Below are 17,994 nucleotides of genomic sequence, written 5' to 3'. Positions count from 1 at the left end.
CCTTACACAATTTCACACAGCGCCTACAAAGCTTCACCGCTACTCTCGCCGACTCCCCGTAGGATGCCGGGGTCATTATTGGGGTATTCACATGTCAAAGAACCTGCTTGCCACGCTCAGCCTGATTGCACTGGCGTTGACACTGAGCGCATGTGACAAGTCTTCGACCGCTGAAGAAGCGGCGCCACTGGCCACCGTGCGCATCGAAACCATCGAAGCGCGGCCACTGTCGATCAGCAGCGAACTGAGCGGGCGGATTGCCGCGCCGCGCATTGCCGAAGTCCGCGCCCGGGTCGCCGGCGTGGTGCTGCAACGCACCTTCCGCGAAGGCAGCGACGTGAAACAGGGCGACGTGCTGTTCCGCATCGACCCGGCACCGTTCAAGGCCGATCTGGACAGCGCCGAAGCGGCGTTGCGCAAGGCCGAGGCCAATGCGTTCCAGGCCAAATTGCAGGAGCAGCGCTATTCGCAGTTGATCGAAGGCAATGCCATCAGCGGCCAGGACTACGACAACGCCCGGGCCAATGCCCGGCAGACCGCCGCTGATGTGGCGGCCAACAAGGCAGCCGTCACCCGGGCCAAGCTGAACCTCGGTTACGCCACCGTCACCGCGCCGATTTCCGGGCGTATCGGGCGCGCCCTGGTCACCGAAGGCGCACTGGTCGGACAGAACGAAACCACCCCGCTGGCGTTGATCCAGCAATTGAACCCGATTCACGCCGACCTCACGCAGTCGACCCGGGAACTCAACGACCTGCGTCGGGCATTCCGTTCCGGAAACCTGCAGCAGGTCGGCCAGGATCAGGCCAAGGCCACGCTGATCCAGGATGACGGCAGCCTTTATCCGCTGCCGGGCAAACTGCTGTTCGCCGAAATCAGCGTTGATCCGGGCACTGGCCAGATCATCCTGCGCAGCGAGTTCCCTAACCCGGACCTCGACTTGCTGCCTGGCAGTTTCGTCCGTGTACGGATTGAACAAGCGGTCAATCAGCAAGGCATCAGCGTGCCGCAACGGGCTATCCAGCGTGACAGCGCTGGGGTTGCCCAAGTGATGTTGCTTGATGCCGAGCAGCGGGTCGGCCTGCAACCGGTGCAACTGAGCGCGGTGCAGAACGATCGCTGGATCGTCAGCGGTGGCCTCAAGCCCGGCGACCGCATCGTCACCGAAGGCCTGCAACACGCCAAGCCCGGCGAGAAAGTGCAGATCGACGACACCCCTCTTCCACTTGCCCAGGTTTCTGGTCAGTAAGCAGGACGCTTTTTTATGCCGCAGTTCTTTATCGACCGCCCGGTTTTCGCCTGGGTGGTCGCGTTGTTCATCCTGCTGGCCGGTGCCCTGGCCATTCCGCAGCTGCCGGTGGCGCAGTACCCCGATGTCGCGCCGCCGCAGATCGAAATCTACGCCGTGTACCCGGGCGCCTCGGCGCAGACCATCGATGAGAGCGTGGTCAGCCTGATCGAGGAAGAGCTCAATGGCGCCGATCACCTGCTGTATTTCGAATCCCAAAGCAGCCTCGGCAGCGCCACCATCAAGGCGACGTTCCAACCGGGCACCAACCCCGAGATGGCGCAGGTCGATGTGCAAAACCGCCTCAAAGTCATTGAGTCGCGGCTGCCCCAGGCCGTGAACCAGCAAGGCTTGCAGGTGGAGAAAGTCTCCTCCGGCTTCCTGTTGCTGATCACCCTGACCTCCAGCGACGGCAAGCTCGACGACGTGGCGCTCAGCGATTACCTGGCGCGCAACGTGATGAACGAGATCAAGCGCCTCGACGGTGTCGGCAAGGCCCAGTTGTACGGCGCCGAACGGGCGATGCGGATCTGGATCGACCCGCAGAAGCTGATCGGTTTCAACCTGACCCCGGCTGACGTCAACGCCGCGATCGTCGCGCAGAACGCCCAGGTGTCGGCCGGCAGCATCGGTGACTTGCCGACCCGCAGCACCCAGGAAATCACCGCGACCATCATGGTCAAGGGCCAGTTGTCGACGCCGGAAGAATTTGCCGACATCGTGCTCAAGGCCAGTCCCGACGGCTCCACGGTGCGTATCGGCGATGTGGCGCGGGTCGAGATCGGCAGCCAGGAATACCAGTTCGGCACCCGCCTGAACGGCAAGCCGTCCACCGCCGTCGGCGTGCAGCTGTCACCGGGGGCCAACGCCCTGAACACCGCCACCGCCGTGCGGGCGAAGATGGACGACCTGGCGCGCTACTTCCCGGCCAACGTCGAATACAAGATCCCGTACGACACCTCGCCCTTCGTCAAAGTCTCGATCACCAAAGTGGTCTACACCTTGGGCGAGGCGATGTTGCTGGTGTTCGCGGTGATGTTCCTGTTCCTGCAAAACATTCGCTACACGCTGATCCCGACGCTGGTGGTGCCGGTGGCGTTAATGGGCACCTTTGCCACCATGCTCGCGCTGGGTTTCTCGATTAACGTGCTGACCATGTTCGGCATGGTCCTGGCCATCGGCATTCTGGTGGACGACGCCATCGTGGTGGTGGAGAACGTCGAGCGGATCATGGTCACCGAGGGTCTGTCGCCCAAGGAAGCGACGCGCAAGGCGATGAAGCAGATCACCGGTGCGATCATCGGCATCACCCTGGTGCTGGTGGCGGTGTTTATTCCGATGGCGTTCATGCAGGGTTCGGTGGGGGTGATTTACCAGCAGTTCTCGCTATCGATGGCCACCTCGATTCTGTTCTCGGCCTTCCTCGCCCTGACCTTGACCCCGGCGCTGTGCGCAACGCTGCTCAAGCCGATTGCCAAGGGTGAGCATCACGAAAAGGGTGGTTTCTTCGGCTGGTTCAACCGTCGCTTCGAACAGCTGACCGTGCGTTATCAGGGCTGGGTCGCCTATGCGCTGAAACGCACCGGGCGTTACCTGCTGATCTACGGCGTGCTGCTGATCGGTTTGGGCCTGTGCTTCAGTCGCCTGCCCTCCTCGTTCCTGCCGGTGGAAGACCAGGGTTACACCATCACCGACATCCAACTGCCACCGGGCGCAAGCAAGAACCGCACGGTGCAGGTGGTAGAGCAAATCGAAAAACATAACGCCTCGGAACCCGGCGTAGGCGACAGCACGGTGATTCTCGGCTTCAGCTTCTCTGGCAGTGGGCAGAACGCGGCGTTGGCCTTTACCACGTTGAAGGATTGGTCCGAGCGCAGCAGCGATGACTCGGCCAGCTCGATTGCTGACCGCGCCAACATCGCCCTCAGCCAGATCAAGAACGCCGTGGTGTTTGCCGTATTGCCGCCACCGGTGGACGGTCTCGGCACTTCCAGTGGTTTCGAGTTCCGCCTGCAGGATCGCGGCGGCCTCGGCCATGCCACGCTGATGGAGGCACGCACGCAGTTACTGGCGGCGGCGGAGAAAAGTCCGATCCTGATGAATGTGCGCGAAAGCGCCCTGGCCGAAGCCCCGCAAGTGCAACTGGAAGTGGACCGTAAACAAGCCAACGCGCTGGGGGTTTCGTTTGCCGATGTCGGCAGCGTGCTGTCCACCGCCGTGGGTTCGGCCTACATCAATGACTTCCCGAACCAAGGGCGGATGCAGCGCGTCGTCGTCCAAGCCGAAGGTGATCGGCGCAGTCAGGTCGAAGACCTGCTGAAAATTCACGTGCGCAACAACGCCGGAAAAATGGTGCCATTGTCCGCTTTCGTCCAGGCCAAATGGACCCAGGGCCCGACGCAATTGACCCGCTACAACGGCTATCCGGCGATCAGTATTTCCGGCGAACCGTCGCCCGGTCACAGCACCGGCGAAGCCATGGCGGAAATCGAACGGCTGGTGGCGCAAGGCCCGGCGGGATTGGGCCAGGAATGGACCGGTCTGTCGTTGCAGGAACGTTTGTCCGGCAGTCAGGCACCGATTCTGCTCGGGTTGTCGCTGCTGATCGTGTTCCTGTGCCTGGCGGCGTTGTATGAGAGCTGGTCAATCCCGACCTCAGTGCTGCTGGTGGTGCCGCTCGGCGTACTCGGCGCGGTACTGGCGGTGACCTTGCGCGGGATGCCCAACGACGTGTTCTTCAAGGTCGGGCTGATCACCATCATCGGCCTGTCGGCGAAAAACGCGATCCTGATCATCGAATTCGCCAAGAGCCTGTACGACGAAGGCCACGACCTGATCGACGCCACCCTGCAAGCCGCGCGGTTGCGCTTGCGACCGATTGTCATGACCTCGCTGGCATTCATCCTCGGCGTGGTGCCGCTGGCGATTGCCACCGGGGCCAGCTCGGCGAGCCAGCAAGCCATTGGCACCGGGGTGATCGGCGGGATGATCACGGCAACCCTGGCAGTGCTGTTTGTGCCGGTGTTTTTTGTGGTGGTGATGAAGTTGGTGGGTAAGCGCCACAAGGATATCTGACCCAACTCGAATCAACTGTGGGAGCAGGCTTGCTCGCGAAGGGGCCGTGTCAGTCAGCATTAATGTTGTCTGACACACCGCTTTCGCGAGCAAGCCCGCTCCCACAGGGGAATGGCGTCGTTATCAGGTATGTGGTCACAACACACCCCGCTGGGCTAAGGTAATCAAAACCCTGACCCAACGAGCCTCCATGCCCCTCCTCGCCCGCACCCACCCTCGCCTGTCCGCCGCTGCCACGCTCGGCATCGCGGTGGGTATTCTGGCCCCCGCCGACTCAGTCATCAGTAAAATCCTCATCGGCTGGAACGCTGGCGTCTGGACTTATCTGGTGTTGATGGTCTGGCTCGCGACACGCGCCAAGGCACCGGACGTCAAACGCCTTGCCGAGATCGAAGACGAAAACGCCGGGCTGGTGCTGTTCGTCGTTTGCATCGCCGCGATTGCCAGCCTGGCGACCATCACCTTCGAACTGGCCGGCAGCAAAGACCTGGAAACCTCCCGCAAGTTGCTGCACTACGCCTTCACCGCGGCGACGGTGATTGGTTCATGGCTGCTGATCGGGGTGATTTTCAGCGTTCACTATGCTCGCCTGTTCTACACCTGGGACGGCAAGGAGCCGGCGCTGCGTTTTGCCGAAGGCCTGACCACTCCCAACTACTGGGACTTCCTCTACTTCTCCTTCACCATCGGCGTCGCGGTGCAGACGGCGGACGTTGGCGTGGCGACAAGGGGTATTCGCAAGATTGTGTTGGCTCAATCGCTGATCGGGTTTGTGTTCAACACGGCGATTCTCGGGTTCTCGATCAACATCGCGGCGGGACTCTTCAGCTAATGTGGGATCAATGAGCTGCACAAACGTTCTAGTCATCGCCCGTACTGCAGACGTTAAATAAGTCGGCAAACCGACTGACAGGTGCCGTATGCCCCCTCATAACTGGATCGACCTGACCCAGGACGCCGACACCGGAATCGAAACCCTGCGGGCGCATTTTAACGAGGGCCACGCCTACGACCCGCACTGGCATGACAGCTATCTGGTAGGCGTTACCGAGCAAGGCGTGCAGCAATTCAACTGCCGCCGCGCCATGCATCAAAGCACACCCGGCAAGGTGTTTCTGCTGGAGCCGGGCGACATCCACGATGGCGATGCGCCGACCGAGAGCGGCTTCACCTACCGCATGCTGTACCTCGACCCGCACTGGCTGGAACGCGAACTGAACGCCGTGTTCGAAGACGCACCGCTCAACAGCCAATTGAGTTTCGCCAACACCCTGACCACCGACCCGCAACTGGCCCAGGCCACCAGCCTGGCGTTCCAGACCTTGCACGGTGGCGAGTTGAAGATCGTGCGCCAGACCGCCCTCGACGGTTTGCTCGAACGTCTCACCAGCCACTTGCACTGGCGCACCCGCTACCGCGAAGACCCGCGCCTGCCGCTGGTGGCGCAAAAAGCCCGGGAATACCTGCACGCCAACGCTCATCTGGACATCGGCCTCGATCAATTGGCCGCTGCTACCGGTGTTGACCGCTTTCGCCTGACCCGCGCATTCAAGGCTGCCTACGGACTGGCGCCCCATGCGTATCTGGTGCAACTGCGCCTGTCCAAGGCCCGACGAATGCTTGCTGGCGGTGTGCAACCGGCGGCGGTGGCCGTGGAGTTGGGTTTTGCTGATCAAAGCCATTTAGGTCGCTGGTTTGTTAGGGCCTATGGGCTGACCCCTGCGATGTACCGCAAGCGCTGCTCAAATCTTCCAGACGCGTGACCTGTGGCTTGTGAATATCGACCCCATCGATCATTCACAGGAGCTCAAAGATCATGTTGTCCACTTTCCCTACCCTGCTGCCGTTTTTGTTGTTTGCGTTCGTGGCGTCGATCACGCCGGGGCCGACCAATATTCTGGTGCTGAGTAACAGTGCCCGTTATGGATTCAAGGCTGCGTTGCCGATTGTTTTCGGGGCGTGTGCCAGCGCAGCATTAATTGTGTTGCTGGTGGGCAGTGGTTTTGGTCACGCTCTGAGCCACCACCCAAGCCTGCAACGTGCGATGCAATGGGCGGGTGTGCTTTGGCTGAGTTATCTGGCATGGGCATTGTTCAAAGCGCCGATGGACATTATTGATCCACGGCAGCCTCGTCGACGGCTGGGAATTTGGGGGGCCGCAGCTTTGCAGTGGGTCAATCCAAAGACCTGGGTGATGGCGGTGACGGTGGTCAGCGTGTTTGCGGGAGATGAATGTGATCGCCAAAAACAGATATTGCTTTTGGCCGGGATTTTTTTCTGTATTTCATTGCCTTGCCTGACAACTTGGGCACTCATGGGAGTCAGTGCCCAAGGGTTTTTCGGGTCGTTAAAAAACCAGCGCAGATTTAACCGGTTCATGGCGCTGCTTTTATTATTTTCCTCTTGGTTAATTTTTTATTAACAACCCAGGCACACAACTTCAGTTAAAGATATTCAGTTTAGGAATATGCGTGACGCATGCAATAAACAAAAAATCACAGAGGGCACATAAAGCACAACTTGTAAACTGTCAACTATGCCAGTTTACAAGCCATTGCCGTTTCGGCTTTGATAGTACTTCCAGAATTAGGACTTAACAGTCTTTGGATATTTTTTATCACTAAGCCCGGAGATAAGCTCATGAGCCAAGCAGCGCGAAATGCTTACGTGGCAACCTACCAAGCCCCTGCGCAAACGTATTTTTATGCAGCCGTTAATAAAGGTAGCGGTCCACTTCCCTCATTACCTGTACCTTTTGACTTCAATGCCACGGCGAAAGTGGCATTGGAATACGTGGATTATCCATCCCGAAAAGTGTTGCGTTTGAGAGCCACTCACACCGAGCAAGGGCAGAGCAAGTTTTTCGAAATGATTTTTTCCACAAGACCAACTCCCGGCATACATGACCTTGAAGCGGAGAATGATGATCTCGCAATCACGTATTACTCGGATCCTGTTAATGGTGTTTCGCATCGTGCAACCAGTGGCTACCTCGTTATTAAACAATTTGATGATGAAAGCATCGAAGGAAGTTTTGATGGGGTATTTGGTTCTGGCGGTGCAGATGGAAATGCATTTTTTCCGATCGACGGCAGGTTCTTTGGCGAAAGCGATAGTTCTACGCGAGGTTAATGTCGATATTCGATAAGCAGTAGATATAAAAAAGGAAGCTGAACGCTTCCTTTTTTATGACGACCATCTGAATGAAAACAGCCTTCAAATCATGATTTAGAAACTGTAACTGACCCCCATACTTCCTCCCAGGTTCTGCGTGACTGTACTGCTACGACTAGTACCCAACTCACCATAAACCTGCCATTTTTTGTTGACGGGCGCCCAGTTCAGTCCACCGGTCAACTCCAGGCTGGTATTGGACAGGTCATTGTTGAAATCAGTGTCGTTTACGCTGACACGATTATTGTTAACAAACTCGTGACTGATCGCAGCGCGGAGCCTCGGCTGAAGCTTGCTGCCATTGTCCAGAACAATCTCACGCCCCACAGTCATGCCGACCTTACCGAGCAGGGAACGTGTCTCGTCGTTATCCACGCGAAGACCGTTATCCAGCGTGTAATCTTTTCCTGCGACAACCGCTGCATTGAGTTGCGCCGATGGCTCAATGAAGAACCCCTTGTCCAGCATAATGTGTTTACCCACTTCAACAGAGCCGCTGACTCCCATGTTGCTGAAGTCGCCCTTGGTTTGAGTACCATCGCTTAGCGAGACTTTGGCGGTGTTATTGAAGCGGTTGATTTTGGCAACGGTATCCACGTAGTAACCCGTAGCTTCGTCATACCAAGTCAGGTAGCTGCCGAGATACACGCTATCGATCGAACCCGAACTACCGCGTTTCAAATTCAGGTTGGTCGTGCTGTAGCCAGCGAAGGCGCCGATCAACCATTGACCATCCCCGATTGCCAGGGGACCATCAACGCCCGCCGAGACCCCAGTCTGATTTTGCGTGTAACCACCACCATACGCGTCCTTAACGTTGTACTGATTACCGTAGGTACGCATCCACACGCCATACTTTGAGGTATTGGCATCCGTATCCAATGCGTTGACAGACTGCTTCGTGGGTTGAGTGCCGGTCATGCGGCGATCCCCGAGACGAGTATTGAGCATCGACATATCACCATAGATCGCAGTAATAGCCGTGGCCGAAATGGCCTGTGCCGTTTGGGTACCACTGCTGGGGGTATCCTTGTCGGGTTGCAAGTAAAGACCTTCGCCATCTTTCACCAGCTTGTAGGTAAATGCTCCAGCATCAACACGGTCATTTTGCAGAGCGAAGGCGGCATCCCCTGAGGCGATGTTGCCGATCTGAACCGGAGTGCCGCTGACCGGCTCGCTACCGGTGGCAGCCACCAGTAACTGATGGTTGCCAGTAGCCGACCCGGTCACATTCAAAAAGTCGGTCTGACCGGTGGCCAGGTTGGTGCCCATCTGAAACTGCCCATTGCCGGACAAGTTGACGACATCCAGTCGAGTGAACGCTTCGTTCGTCCCCAAACGAACACTGCCGCCGTTCATGTTCAGTGTGGTCAGCGCATTGTTGCCAACCATGTTCCACTCGGCACCACGGCTGACAGACATGTCACTGACGCCGCTAACAGCGCCCTGAAATACCGAATTGTTGTCCAGCGTAACCACCCCGGCACCTGTGCCTTGCACATTGCCGATCAACGTACTTTGTGTATCGACCGTCACCGAATCAACGCGAGTGAGATTGCCCGTCAAACTGGCGGAATTTTGCAGTTGCACACCGGCTGAACCACCGGAAGCGACATCGACATTACCCACCAGTTTGCTGTTGTTAACGCGTAATTGGGCCGCACTTCCCTCAGTAACCTCAAGCAGGTTGCCATTGCCTCCGGTCAGGGATGAGCCGTTGAGCACATCGATCAGTACCGGCTGACCTGCCGGTGTCACGACGTTGACACTGATTGCCGCGCCAGTTCCGCTCTGGACGCTAGAGTTGTCCAGCGTCAGATGGCTTGCGGGGGTAATCGTCGAAGGATCTGCGAAAGTATCTGCTTCGAAGCTCACACCATTGAACCCGCCGAAGATTTGACTGCCGGCACTGGCATTGGCGTGACCGCCATGCAAGCTCAAACCAACTGCATTTGCGCTGGTGCCTTCAACCCGAGTATTGATCAGGTTCAGCGTACTGAGAGAAGTGACTGCGGCGCCACCAAGATTCCCGAGCAAAGTACTATTAGTGAGGGTTGCCGAGGACCCCACCGGCGCGAGTAGATCGCGTACGAGTTTCAGCGCAATCTCCTGACTGATCAACGTACTGCCCATCACTGTGCCAGTACTGTCTGTCAAGACTAAAGCAGCATCAAACACCGTACTGGTAACCGTAGAGTTGACTAAATTTATATTAGCTGCCGTCGATCCGTTGATGCCTGATGTAGTTGCATTATTGGTATTCAGTGTGCCCGCAGCGACATCGATATCCAGTGCGCCGGTGCCGTTTATATTGAGTGTCGCGCCTGTTGGAACAGCCCATGACTCCGGGGTAGAACCTACCGCAACAGTGGCACTCTCTCCTGGAAGCAGTGCTCTTGAATAGGCTGGTGCAGCCGCCATCATCAATATAAACAAACATGAAACCACACCGACAGGCCGGTTTAATTTCAGATAATGCAGCTTTTCATATTTCATGGTCAGCGACTCACATATATCCCCGGTCAAGGAGAGAGATAATAATCGACCGTTTCCCCATTGATACAGGGTCAACTACGGCAACGGAGATTACCGATATCTCAGTGACAACTATGTAGGAATAATCCTGTTTTTCTCGGGATTTATTACCGACAACCATAAACAGCCACCCGTTTATTGCACACCCAAAAAAACTGCAGGGAGAGGTAGCCCCTCTCCCCGCAATCGCGCTCACGCGCCGTACTCCTCACTATGCTATGGGATCCATCCAGGTTCTGATTCGCAATACAGGAAGTCAGCATTAAGTAGATAAATGGTAAAGTCCTCCGGCAATGACCCCCCAAGAGGGATCGTGTACTGGACTTCTACATAGCCAAAATAATCGACTGCTGGATCAGGCGTGGCGGGAGGCGGTAAAGGAACATTCCGAATGACTGGATCATAAGGTCCAACATCAAAAAGCATCCCGGAAACTGTCTCAGCGGCCGTTATCCTCCTCGTAGCAGTGAACTCTGTATTGGCGGGAGCCGGGATCGTTTTGGCAGCATCGCGCCATCCGCGCCAGGTAAAGGTCACTTCTGTATCGGTCGGGAGATCCACACTTGGCGGGATACGGAATCGGGCCACTCGATTAGGAGCAATCAACGTATTACAAATGATGAAACCATCAGGCGTCCCAACATCCAGTGGGTCCCGGACAAGTTCCGGAACAGGAAGGTCAAGAGCCACCGTATTGACCGTTACCGTGGTTTCTGCAGCTTTCTGGCTATTAGTGCGATTGGGGTTCTCCACTACCCACCACATCTGTTTCAATCCCTGCCCCCCAGCGTCGACGATGTTCCAGGACAACAAGATTTCGATCGTTGTATTGATGTTCCCCACCGTCAAAGCTGCTGAGCCAACCACAACGTCACCACCATCACCAAAATAGTGCACGGTTACCTGGTCACCTGGCTCAGGGTCTGGCCATGTTCCAGGCGTTACAGGTGTGAGATCAATAACGACTCTGGCGGTTTGATTGATATCTTGCGGACCGAGTTGGTTATCTATCACTGGCGCCTGTCCGCGTACAATCAGCGGTTTCAGTTCAGGATTGACATCGGGCGGCGGATTGACCGGATCAATCGGATAAGGATTACCGGGCACTGAGTAGTCCGTATCAACAGTAACATCAGAGGTGCTGATGGACGAACCACCCCGCATCAAATCAGCCGTCACCGTGACCGGAACAACCCAATTCGTACCGCTTTGCTTATCAAGATATTCACTCGACAGTTTCGACCAGGGAATGGTAAATAGCAGAAAATTGGCAGTACCAAACAGCAAATCCTCAGCAGCTTCGTCGCCCCAGGCAAGACTGATTCCGTCAGTATTTAGCGAATTGGTCGGGCGGTTAACGCGTACTTGAATCCCTTGCGGGCTACGCACATCGTCCAGATCAATAACGTTGTCCGCAGGAGTGCTGGCCAAAAGGACGATAGGCGGGGCCAATATCGGCAGTGGCAGAAACAATACATCTCTGAAGTTCACCGAGTAGTTGCTGAAGTTACCCGCAACATCCGTTATACGGAACCACACCTGAAGCCTGCCAGTGGTAACACTGCGTATGGTGCTCATAGGGATCACTACTTCACCACCGACGGGCATGGCGGCGGCACTGCCGGAGGGTCGGTGCGAGTTCCGTCTGCATACAGCGTGAGTCGATCGTCTGGCTGCGGATTAGCGTAGGCAACGCCAGGCACCACCCTCAGCCCCGCGGCGTTGGCTGGTATCGATGCCCAGGCATCGTCCAGTCTTGTGCCGACGGGAGCGTTGGGAAATGTTACGGCTGGAGTGCCTTTGACGCCGGGTTGCGTCCCCGGAAGTGTCCCGGTCTGTGACGGCTTCGCCTGATAAGGTGCAGTGCGGTCGACAAAAAACTGCACTGTGGGAGATGTCAAGGCGTTTAAACCTCTTTCCCTGAGTTTGAGCCGTACCCAAATGGGAGTCGGGGTTGCTGGTGTAGCATTTTCTCCCAGATACCCGGCCGGTACTGTGATGTCAATTTCTGCTGGTCGCGCAGCCACTGGGCCAAACCGGACAATCGGCAGACGTGGCAAAAAATCCGAATCAACAGGAGGTGTTGAAGGCTGCGTGCGCGTTACCTGTACCTCGTATGTGTCGTTATCATTTGGAGTGACCCACGTCGTTGTCGCTATCCTGAGCACCAAATCCCGCCCAGGCGGAATGGCTGTCACTGGAATGATATTGCCCGCTGCCCCGCGACCGTCCGGCAATGTGGGTGTCGGTGCAACAAGAACCCCACCCCCCGACGCACCTACTTCACTATCTTGAACAATGGTCATTTTTGATTCTCCATAACGATGTGAACTTCAATAAAAAAAACAAGTCAGCGTAATGAACGAAGGGAATAGAACTAGCAATACCGCCACGTTCCAGACAACTAAACTTGCAGGACAGCAACAATAGATTCTTGAAAAACAACAAGCGACCACCCAAACAACCGATTGCTGGCTTGACAACTGCAATCAAGCATCTACCACAACAGACAGATAGATAATTACCTCATTCAGGGTGCGCTCTTGCAAAACCCTGACTCGCCGGGTATTTTCCGGTCAACTTTTACTATGCCTTTGAAGGAAGTTAGTTGCGGAACACCGTTGCGTACCAACGTATAAGTCGCATCCGCGGAATTGTTAGTCGTCATCGGTTCGATCCAGGTGTTGAACGGCAGTATGACTATACGAATGTTATTCCTGCCGCTGATATCTGCCGCAGTGATCTGCTGTAAAAAGGTTCCTGGAGGCGTCAAAGCCGGGCCGGAACCGTTTAAATTCGTCCAGCACTGCCAAACCAGTTGAATGACATCGTTTGCAAGAAAACGATCATCAAATGGAATCGATATCCGAATACCCTCCCAAACAAATAATGCATCCGGATCGGGAGGTTCTCTTACTACCTTGTTGCAGTTTATGTATCCATAGATGGTGGCATCGGGAAAAATGGGGGCTGCAAGTTCTTGCGGCGGGGGGGCGACCCGGAATGTCAAACGTCTTATAGGAGATGTTGTTGGATTCGGGGTGCGAACATTATAAAAAATCTCAAACGATGGTGTAACGGGTAACAAGGCTGCCGGAATCGGGATAAAGAACTCCGGCGCAACGTCGGCAGCGCGATAACTGCGCTGAGCGACGGCGTTTATAATGCCCACAATGTAAATATCCACGGTATGCACTTGGACGCCCGTCGGAAAGTTCGGCCACTGCGGAATGATTACAGTGATCCCGTTCAGTCTGGCATCGGCTGGCAAGGTTCCTGAAGGGTCCAGGGGATCGACACCCAGTACACGTGGTTGATCAAGCAAAATACCTGCATCGGAGGTACTCGCAGCAACGGGTTGCTCTGGGTCGCTATGCATAGACATTTAAGTAGCTCTTCATGTGAAATTTTGAACATTCCGCTTGAAGAAAATTTAGCGCTCGTACGCCAAATCTGGCTACTGTCAGATCTGACAGGTTTGTCGACCGTCTGTCTGGAAAGGCCTATATCCAGGCTCGACCTCCGCCGAAATATAGTTGACGCCAATGGAGTTATAGGTTTCCCTGAAACCGGTTTCAGTCACCATTGACGAAACATCGGACAACACGAATAACAAGGTCTATCGATGTGAACGATTTCTCCGCCGCCCAGCGCAGCCGCGTCACCATGCTCGACGTCGCCGAACACGCCGGCGTGTCCAAGGCCAGCGTCTCGCGCTTCATTGGCGATGACCGCGCCCTGCTCTCCGACGCCACTGCCCTGCGCATCGAACAAGCCATCAGTGAATTGGGCTACCGCCCGAACCAGATGGCCCGCGGCCTCAAACGCGGACGCACCCGCCTGATCGGCATGCTGGTGGCCGATATCCGTAACCCTTATTCGATTGCCGTGATGCATGGCGTGGAAACCGCTTGCCGCCAACACGGTTACAGCCTTGTGGTGTGCAATACCGATCGCGATGACGAGCAGGAACGTCAGCATTTGGCGCTGTTGCGTTCGTACAACATCGAAGGCTTGATCGTGAACACCCTGGGCCATCACCGCGATGAACTGCGCGAGTTGCATCGGGAAATGCCGCTGGTGCTGGTGGACCGCAAGGTCGAGCAGCTCGAAAGCGATTTGGTGGGCCTGGATAATCCGGCTGCTGTCGCCATGGCCCTCGCCCACCTGGAAGAGCGCGGCTATCGCGATGTGCTGTTGGTGACTGAACCGTTTGACGGCACCAGTTCGCGGATTGAACGGGTGAGCAGTTTCAAGGCGCAAATTGAGCAACGTTCGGCGCTGCAAGGTGCAGTGGTCGAAACCGGCGGCGAGCTGACTTCTCGTTTGAAAACCTTCCTCGATACACCTGGCCCTGGGCCGAAAGCGCTGTTCTGTGCCAACGGGATTGCCGCGCTGGCCAGCACCCATTCGTTGCGCGAACTGGGGTGCAATCTGTTTGAAGACATCGGCCTGATCGCCCTTGATGATCTGGATTGGTATCCGTTGGTGGGCAGCGGGATCACCGCCCTGGCCCAGCCGACGGCGGAGATTGGCGCGAGTGCGTTTGAGTGTTTGCTCAAGCGGTTGCGCGGGGATGTCGGGGCGGTGCGTACGGTGGATTTTGCGGCGCGGTTGATTGTACGTGGGTCGACCCGTGGGGTTTTGGGTTGACTGTGCTGGCGCCTTCGCGGGCACACCATACAAGCGGCCCTTTTTTTTGAACAAAAATGAAACCGGTTTCAGAGGTAAATAACAATGAATAAACCACCCGTTTCCATCAGCCTGTCGAGTTACGGCGCCGACCTGGTGCGCCAGCGCGGTCAAGGCAGTTTTGTCGACGTATTGGCCGCCGCCGGCGCTACACGCATCGAATGGCGTGAAGAGTTGTTGACGGTTGAGGACCCGGCACAACTGGCCGATGCCACTCAGGCTCAAGGTCTGGAAAGCGTCTACTCCTCACCCATGGAACTGTGGCTGGCCGGTCAATCCCGGCCCAACGCTGAACTGGCCAGGACCCTGCAACGGGCTCAGACCTTCGGCGCCAAGTGGCTGAAAGTCTCGCTCGGCTACTTCACCGACAACAACGATCTCCAGGCATTGGCCAGGCAACTGAGCCAGTGCCCGGTGCAACTGTTGGTCGAAAACGACCAGACCTTGCACGGCGGCCGCATTGAGCCGTTCCAGCGTTTCTTCAATGAAGTCGAGCAGCACAACTTGCCGATCAAAATGACCTTCGACATCGGCAACTGGCAATGGCAGGACCAGTCCGCCGCCAGCGCCGCGCGGTTGCTGGGTCGGCACGTTGGCTACGTACATTGCAAGGCGGTAGCGCGCCGCGCCGACGGCAAACTGGTGGCGATACCACCCGGCGCCGCCGACCTGCATCTGTGGGAACAACTGCTGCGGCACATGACCCAAGGCATCATGCGGGCGGCGGAATATCCGTTGCAGGGCGATGACCTGGTGCAACTGACCAGCGAACACGTGGCCACCCTCGCCCGCCTCGGTCAATCACGGTTGGAGAGCGCGCATGTCTGAGATCGATATTCTGTCGTTCGGCGAAACCATGGCGATGTTCGTCGCCGAGCAGAACGGTGACCTGGCCGAGGTCGGGCATTTTCATAAACGCATTGCCGGGGCCGACAACAACGTGGCCATTGGTTTATCGCGGTTGGGGTTCAACGTCGCCTGGCTGAGCCGGGTGGGTGCTGATTCCCTGGGTCGGTTTGTTATCGATACGCTGGAAAAAGAAGGCCTCGATTGCCGCCATGTCGAGCTCGATTCGGCCCACCCAACCGGTTTTCAACTCAAGTCGCGCACCGACGATGGCAGCGATCCGGTGGTCGAGTATTTCCGTCGAGGTTCAGCGGCCAGTCACTTGTCGGTGCAGTCGATCAAACCTGAGCTGTTGAGCGCCAGGCACTTGCACGCCACCGGCATTCCTCCGGCGCTCTCGGCAAGCGCCCGTGAGATGTCTTTCGAGTTGATGAGCCGCATGCGCAATGCCGGACGCAGCGTGTCCTTCGACCCGAACCTGCGCCCGAGCCTGTGGGCCAGCGAGCAACAGATGATCAGCGAGATCAACCGCCTCGCCGCCCTCGCCCACTGGGTGCTGCCGGGTTTGAGCGAGGGTCGCTTGCTCACCGGTTTTGAAGACCCGGCCGACATTGCGGCGTTTTACCTCGATCAAGGGGCGGAAGCGGTAGCGATCAAGCTTGGGCCCCACGGTGCGTATTACCGCACGCATCTGGATCAGGGTTTTGTGGCCGGCGTGCCGGTGGCAACCGTTGTCGACACCGTCGGCGCCGGCGACGGGTTTGCCGTCGGCATGATCAGCGCCCTGCTGGAAAACCACAGCTTTGCCGACGCCGTGCAGCGCGCCAACTGGATTGGCAGCCGGGCGGTGCAGAGTCGGGGGGATATGGAAGGATTGCCGACCCGAATGGAACTGCCGAGCCACATACCCGATCGTCCCCACGCTCCTGCGTGGGAATGCAGCCCGTGACGCTCTGCGTCACATGGGACGCGGAGCGTCCCTAGAGGCATTCCCACGCAGAGTGTGGGAACGATCAATGAAGATTTAGACCGTTACCTGCTGCGACAAAAACAACAAGCTCAGGAGCACCAAACATGAAAACCGCAACACTCGCCACCCGCCGCTGGTGGTACATCATGCCCATCGTCTTCATCACCTATAGCCTGGCGTACCTGGATCGCGCCAACTATGGGTTCGCCGCCGCCTCCGGGATGGCCGAAGACCTGATGATCACTCCGGGCCTGTCGTCGATGCTCGGGGCGCTGTTCTTCCTCGGCTACTTTTTCTTCCAGGTGCCAGGCGCGATCTATGCGCAGAAGCACAGCGTGAAGAAACTGATTTTCGTCAGCCTGATCCTTTGGGGCGGCCTCGCCACCCTGACCGGGATCGTCTCCAGCGCCTATTGGCTGATTGTCATCCGCTTCATGCTCGGCGTGGTTGAAGCCGCGGTGATGCCGGCGATGCTGGTCTACCTGTGCCACTGGTTCACCCGCGCCGAACGCTCGCGGGCCAATACCTTTCTGATCCTCGGCAACCCGGTGACCATGCTGTGGATGTCGGTGGTCTCGGGCTACCTGGTGCAGCATTTCAGCTGGCGCTGGATGTTCATCATCGAAGGCTTGCCGGCGGTGCTCTGGGCCTTTATCTGGTGGCGTTTGGCCGATGAACGTCCAGCCCAGGCCGAGTGGCTCAGCGACCAGGAAAAACAAGACCTGGAAAGCGCCCTGGCGGCCGAACAAGTCGGGATCAAAGCGGTGAAAAACTACGCCGAAGCCTTCCGCTCACCCAAAGTGATCGTGCTGGCCTTGCAGTTTTTCTGCTGGAGCATTGGCGTCTACGGTTTCGTGCTGTGGCTGCCATCGATCCTCAAGGCCGGTTTGCAGATGGACATGGTCGAAGCCGGCTGGCTCTCGGCGCTGCCGTACCTGGCGGCGGTGATCGGCATGCTCGCGGTGTCCTGGGGTTCGGACAAATTGCAGAAGCGCAAACGCTTCGTCTGGCCTCCACTGCTGATCGCCTCAATTGCGTTCTACGGTTCCTACGCCTTGGGCGCTGAACATTTCTGGTGGTCCTACACCTTGCTGGTGATCGCCGGGGCTTGCATGTATGCGCCTTACGGGCCGTTCTTTGCGATTGTCCCGGAAATCCTTCCGGCCAACGTTGCCGGTGGCGCCATGGCCCTGATCAACAGCATGGGCGCCCTCGGTTCGTTTGGCGGTTCTTATCTGGTCGGTTACCTGAATAGCACCACCGGTTCGCCCGGCGCTTCTTATCTGTTGATGAGCGGCGCATTGATGCTCTCGGTCGTGCTGACGATTTTCCTCAAGCCCGGTGCGAGTGACCGGGTCGTGGCCAAAGCCGTTGCGAAACGGCCGGTGCCTGCTCACCCTTGAATTGAAGTTGA

13 protein-coding genes are annotated in these 17,994 nt (G+C 57.1%); 10 read left to right on the top strand and 3 right to left on the bottom strand.

All coding sequences use genetic code 11. The features are described from left to right. Window positions 1-91: 91 nt before the first annotated feature. The 6 genes from HKK52_RS03200 to HKK52_RS03175 all read left to right on the top strand — a co-directional run bounded on the left by HKK52_RS03200 (window position 92) and on the right by HKK52_RS03175 (window position 7,495). Window positions 92-1,249, top strand: a complete 1,158-nt coding sequence (locus HKK52_RS03200; protein ID WP_169369399.1) for an efflux RND transporter periplasmic adaptor subunit — start codon at window positions 92-94, stop codon at window positions 1,247-1,249. A gap of 15 nt (window positions 1,250-1,264) precedes the next feature. Further along, a complete protein-coding gene (locus HKK52_RS03195) occupies window positions 1,265-4,363 on the top strand; it encodes an efflux RND transporter permease subunit (RefSeq protein WP_169369387.1) in 3,099 nt (1,032 codons plus the stop codon). Between the two features lie 190 nt (window positions 4,364-4,553). Further along, a complete protein-coding gene (locus HKK52_RS03190; protein WP_169369385.1) occupies window positions 4,554-5,195 on the top strand; it encodes a DUF1345 domain-containing protein in 642 nt (213 codons plus the stop codon). Between the two features lie 88 nt (window positions 5,196-5,283). Beyond that, window positions 5,284-6,126 carry an AraC family transcriptional regulator gene (locus tag HKK52_RS03185; protein ID WP_169369383.1) on the top strand — a complete coding sequence of 281 codons (843 nt, stop codon included), beginning with the start codon at window positions 5,284-5,286 and terminating at the stop codon, window positions 6,124-6,126. A 53-nt stretch (window positions 6,127-6,179) separates the two neighbouring features. Further along, entirely contained in the window at window positions 6,180-6,785 is a 606-nt protein-coding gene (locus HKK52_RS03180) for a LysE family translocator (RefSeq protein WP_169369381.1), read from the top strand. A gap of 218 nt (window positions 6,786-7,003) precedes the next feature. Further along, on the top strand, window positions 7,004-7,495 hold the full coding sequence (locus HKK52_RS03175; protein ID WP_169369379.1) for a hypothetical protein: 492 nt from the start codon (window positions 7,004-7,006) through the stop codon (window positions 7,493-7,495). 96 nt (window positions 7,496-7,591) lie between these two features. Here HKK52_RS03175 and HKK52_RS03170 read toward each other — a convergent pair whose 3' ends face one another. The 3 genes from HKK52_RS03170 to HKK52_RS03160 form a co-directional block, all read right to left on the bottom strand. Beyond that, window positions 7,592-10,033 carry an autotransporter outer membrane beta-barrel domain-containing protein gene (locus tag HKK52_RS03170; RefSeq protein WP_169369377.1) on the bottom strand — a complete coding sequence of 814 codons (2,442 nt, stop codon included), beginning with the start codon at window positions 10,031-10,033 and terminating at the stop codon, window positions 7,592-7,594. Between the two features lie 255 nt (window positions 10,034-10,288). Continuing rightward, window positions 10,289-11,650: a hypothetical protein gene (locus HKK52_RS03165; RefSeq protein ID WP_237150667.1), complete on the bottom strand. Its 1,362-nt coding sequence runs from the start codon at window positions 11,648-11,650 to the stop codon at window positions 10,289-10,291. Between the two features lie 952 nt (window positions 11,651-12,602). Further along, window positions 12,603-13,457: a hypothetical protein gene (locus tag HKK52_RS03160; RefSeq protein ID WP_237150665.1), complete on the bottom strand. Its 855-nt coding sequence runs from the start codon at window positions 13,455-13,457 to the stop codon at window positions 12,603-12,605. 242 nt (window positions 13,458-13,699) lie between these two features. On the opposite strand from HKK52_RS03160, the gene HKK52_RS03155 reads away from it, so the two are divergent. From HKK52_RS03155 to HKK52_RS03140, 4 genes are all read left to right on the top strand, one after another. After that, the gene (locus HKK52_RS03155) at window positions 13,700-14,725 is read left to right on the top strand and encodes a LacI family DNA-binding transcriptional regulator (protein WP_169369375.1); all 1,026 of its coding nucleotides are present in this window, start codon (window positions 13,700-13,702) and stop codon (window positions 14,723-14,725) included. Between the two features lie 84 nt (window positions 14,726-14,809). Further along, a complete protein-coding gene (locus HKK52_RS03150; protein WP_169369373.1) occupies window positions 14,810-15,592 on the top strand; it encodes a sugar phosphate isomerase/epimerase family protein in 783 nt (260 codons plus the stop codon). Next, window positions 15,585-16,559, top strand: a complete 975-nt coding sequence (locus HKK52_RS03145; RefSeq protein WP_169369371.1) for a sugar kinase — start codon at window positions 15,585-15,587, stop codon at window positions 16,557-16,559. Before HKK52_RS03150 ends, HKK52_RS03145 begins: the two co-directional genes overlap by 8 nt. Before the next feature lie 125 nt (window positions 16,560-16,684). Then, window positions 16,685-17,983 (top strand): MFS transporter, encoded by a 1,299-nt coding sequence (locus HKK52_RS03140; protein ID WP_169369369.1) that lies wholly within the window; start codon window positions 16,685-16,687, stop codon window positions 17,981-17,983. Window positions 17,984-17,994: the final 11 nt, after the last annotated feature.

Source organism: Pseudomonas sp. ADAK2, from assembly GCF_012935755.1.
GTDB lineage: Bacteria > Pseudomonadota > Gammaproteobacteria > Pseudomonadales > Pseudomonadaceae > Aquipseudomonas.
Note: the sequence above shows the minus strand (reverse complement) of the source record. Positions and strands in the feature narration are given on the sequence as shown.

Excerpts from the sequence above, each read along its gene's own strand:
- HKK52_RS03200 (WP_169369399.1), top strand. The coding sequence starts at position 92 with ATGTCAAAGAACCTGCTTGCCACGCTCAGCCTGATTGCACTGGCGTTG.
- HKK52_RS03195 (WP_169369387.1), top strand. The coding sequence starts at position 1,265 with ATGCCGCAGTTCTTTATCGACCGCCCGGTTTTCGCCTGGGTGGTCGCG.
- HKK52_RS03190 (WP_169369385.1), top strand. The coding sequence starts at position 4,554 with ATGCCCCTCCTCGCCCGCACCCACCCTCGCCTGTCCGCCGCTGCCACG.
- HKK52_RS03185 (WP_169369383.1), top strand. The coding sequence starts at position 5,284 with ATGCCCCCTCATAACTGGATCGACCTGACCCAGGACGCCGACACCGGA.
- HKK52_RS03180 (WP_169369381.1), top strand. The coding sequence starts at position 6,180 with ATGTTGTCCACTTTCCCTACCCTGCTGCCGTTTTTGTTGTTTGCGTTC.
- HKK52_RS03175 (WP_169369379.1), top strand. The coding sequence starts at position 7,004 with ATGAGCCAAGCAGCGCGAAATGCTTACGTGGCAACCTACCAAGCCCCT.
- HKK52_RS03170 (WP_169369377.1), bottom strand. The coding sequence starts at position 10,033 with ATGAAATATGAAAAGCTGCATTATCTGAAATTAAACCGGCCTGTCGGT.
- HKK52_RS03165 (WP_237150667.1), bottom strand. The coding sequence starts at position 11,650 with ATGAGCACCATACGCAGTGTTACCACTGGCAGGCTTCAGGTGTGGTTC.
- HKK52_RS03160 (WP_237150665.1), bottom strand. The coding sequence starts at position 13,457 with ATGTCTATGCATAGCGACCCAGAGCAACCCGTTGCTGCGAGTACCTCC.
- HKK52_RS03150 (WP_169369373.1), top strand. The coding sequence starts at position 14,810 with ATGAATAAACCACCCGTTTCCATCAGCCTGTCGAGTTACGGCGCCGAC.
- HKK52_RS03145 (WP_169369371.1), top strand. The coding sequence starts at position 15,585 with ATGTCTGAGATCGATATTCTGTCGTTCGGCGAAACCATGGCGATGTTC.
- HKK52_RS03140 (WP_169369369.1), top strand. The coding sequence starts at position 16,685 with ATGAAAACCGCAACACTCGCCACCCGCCGCTGGTGGTACATCATGCCC.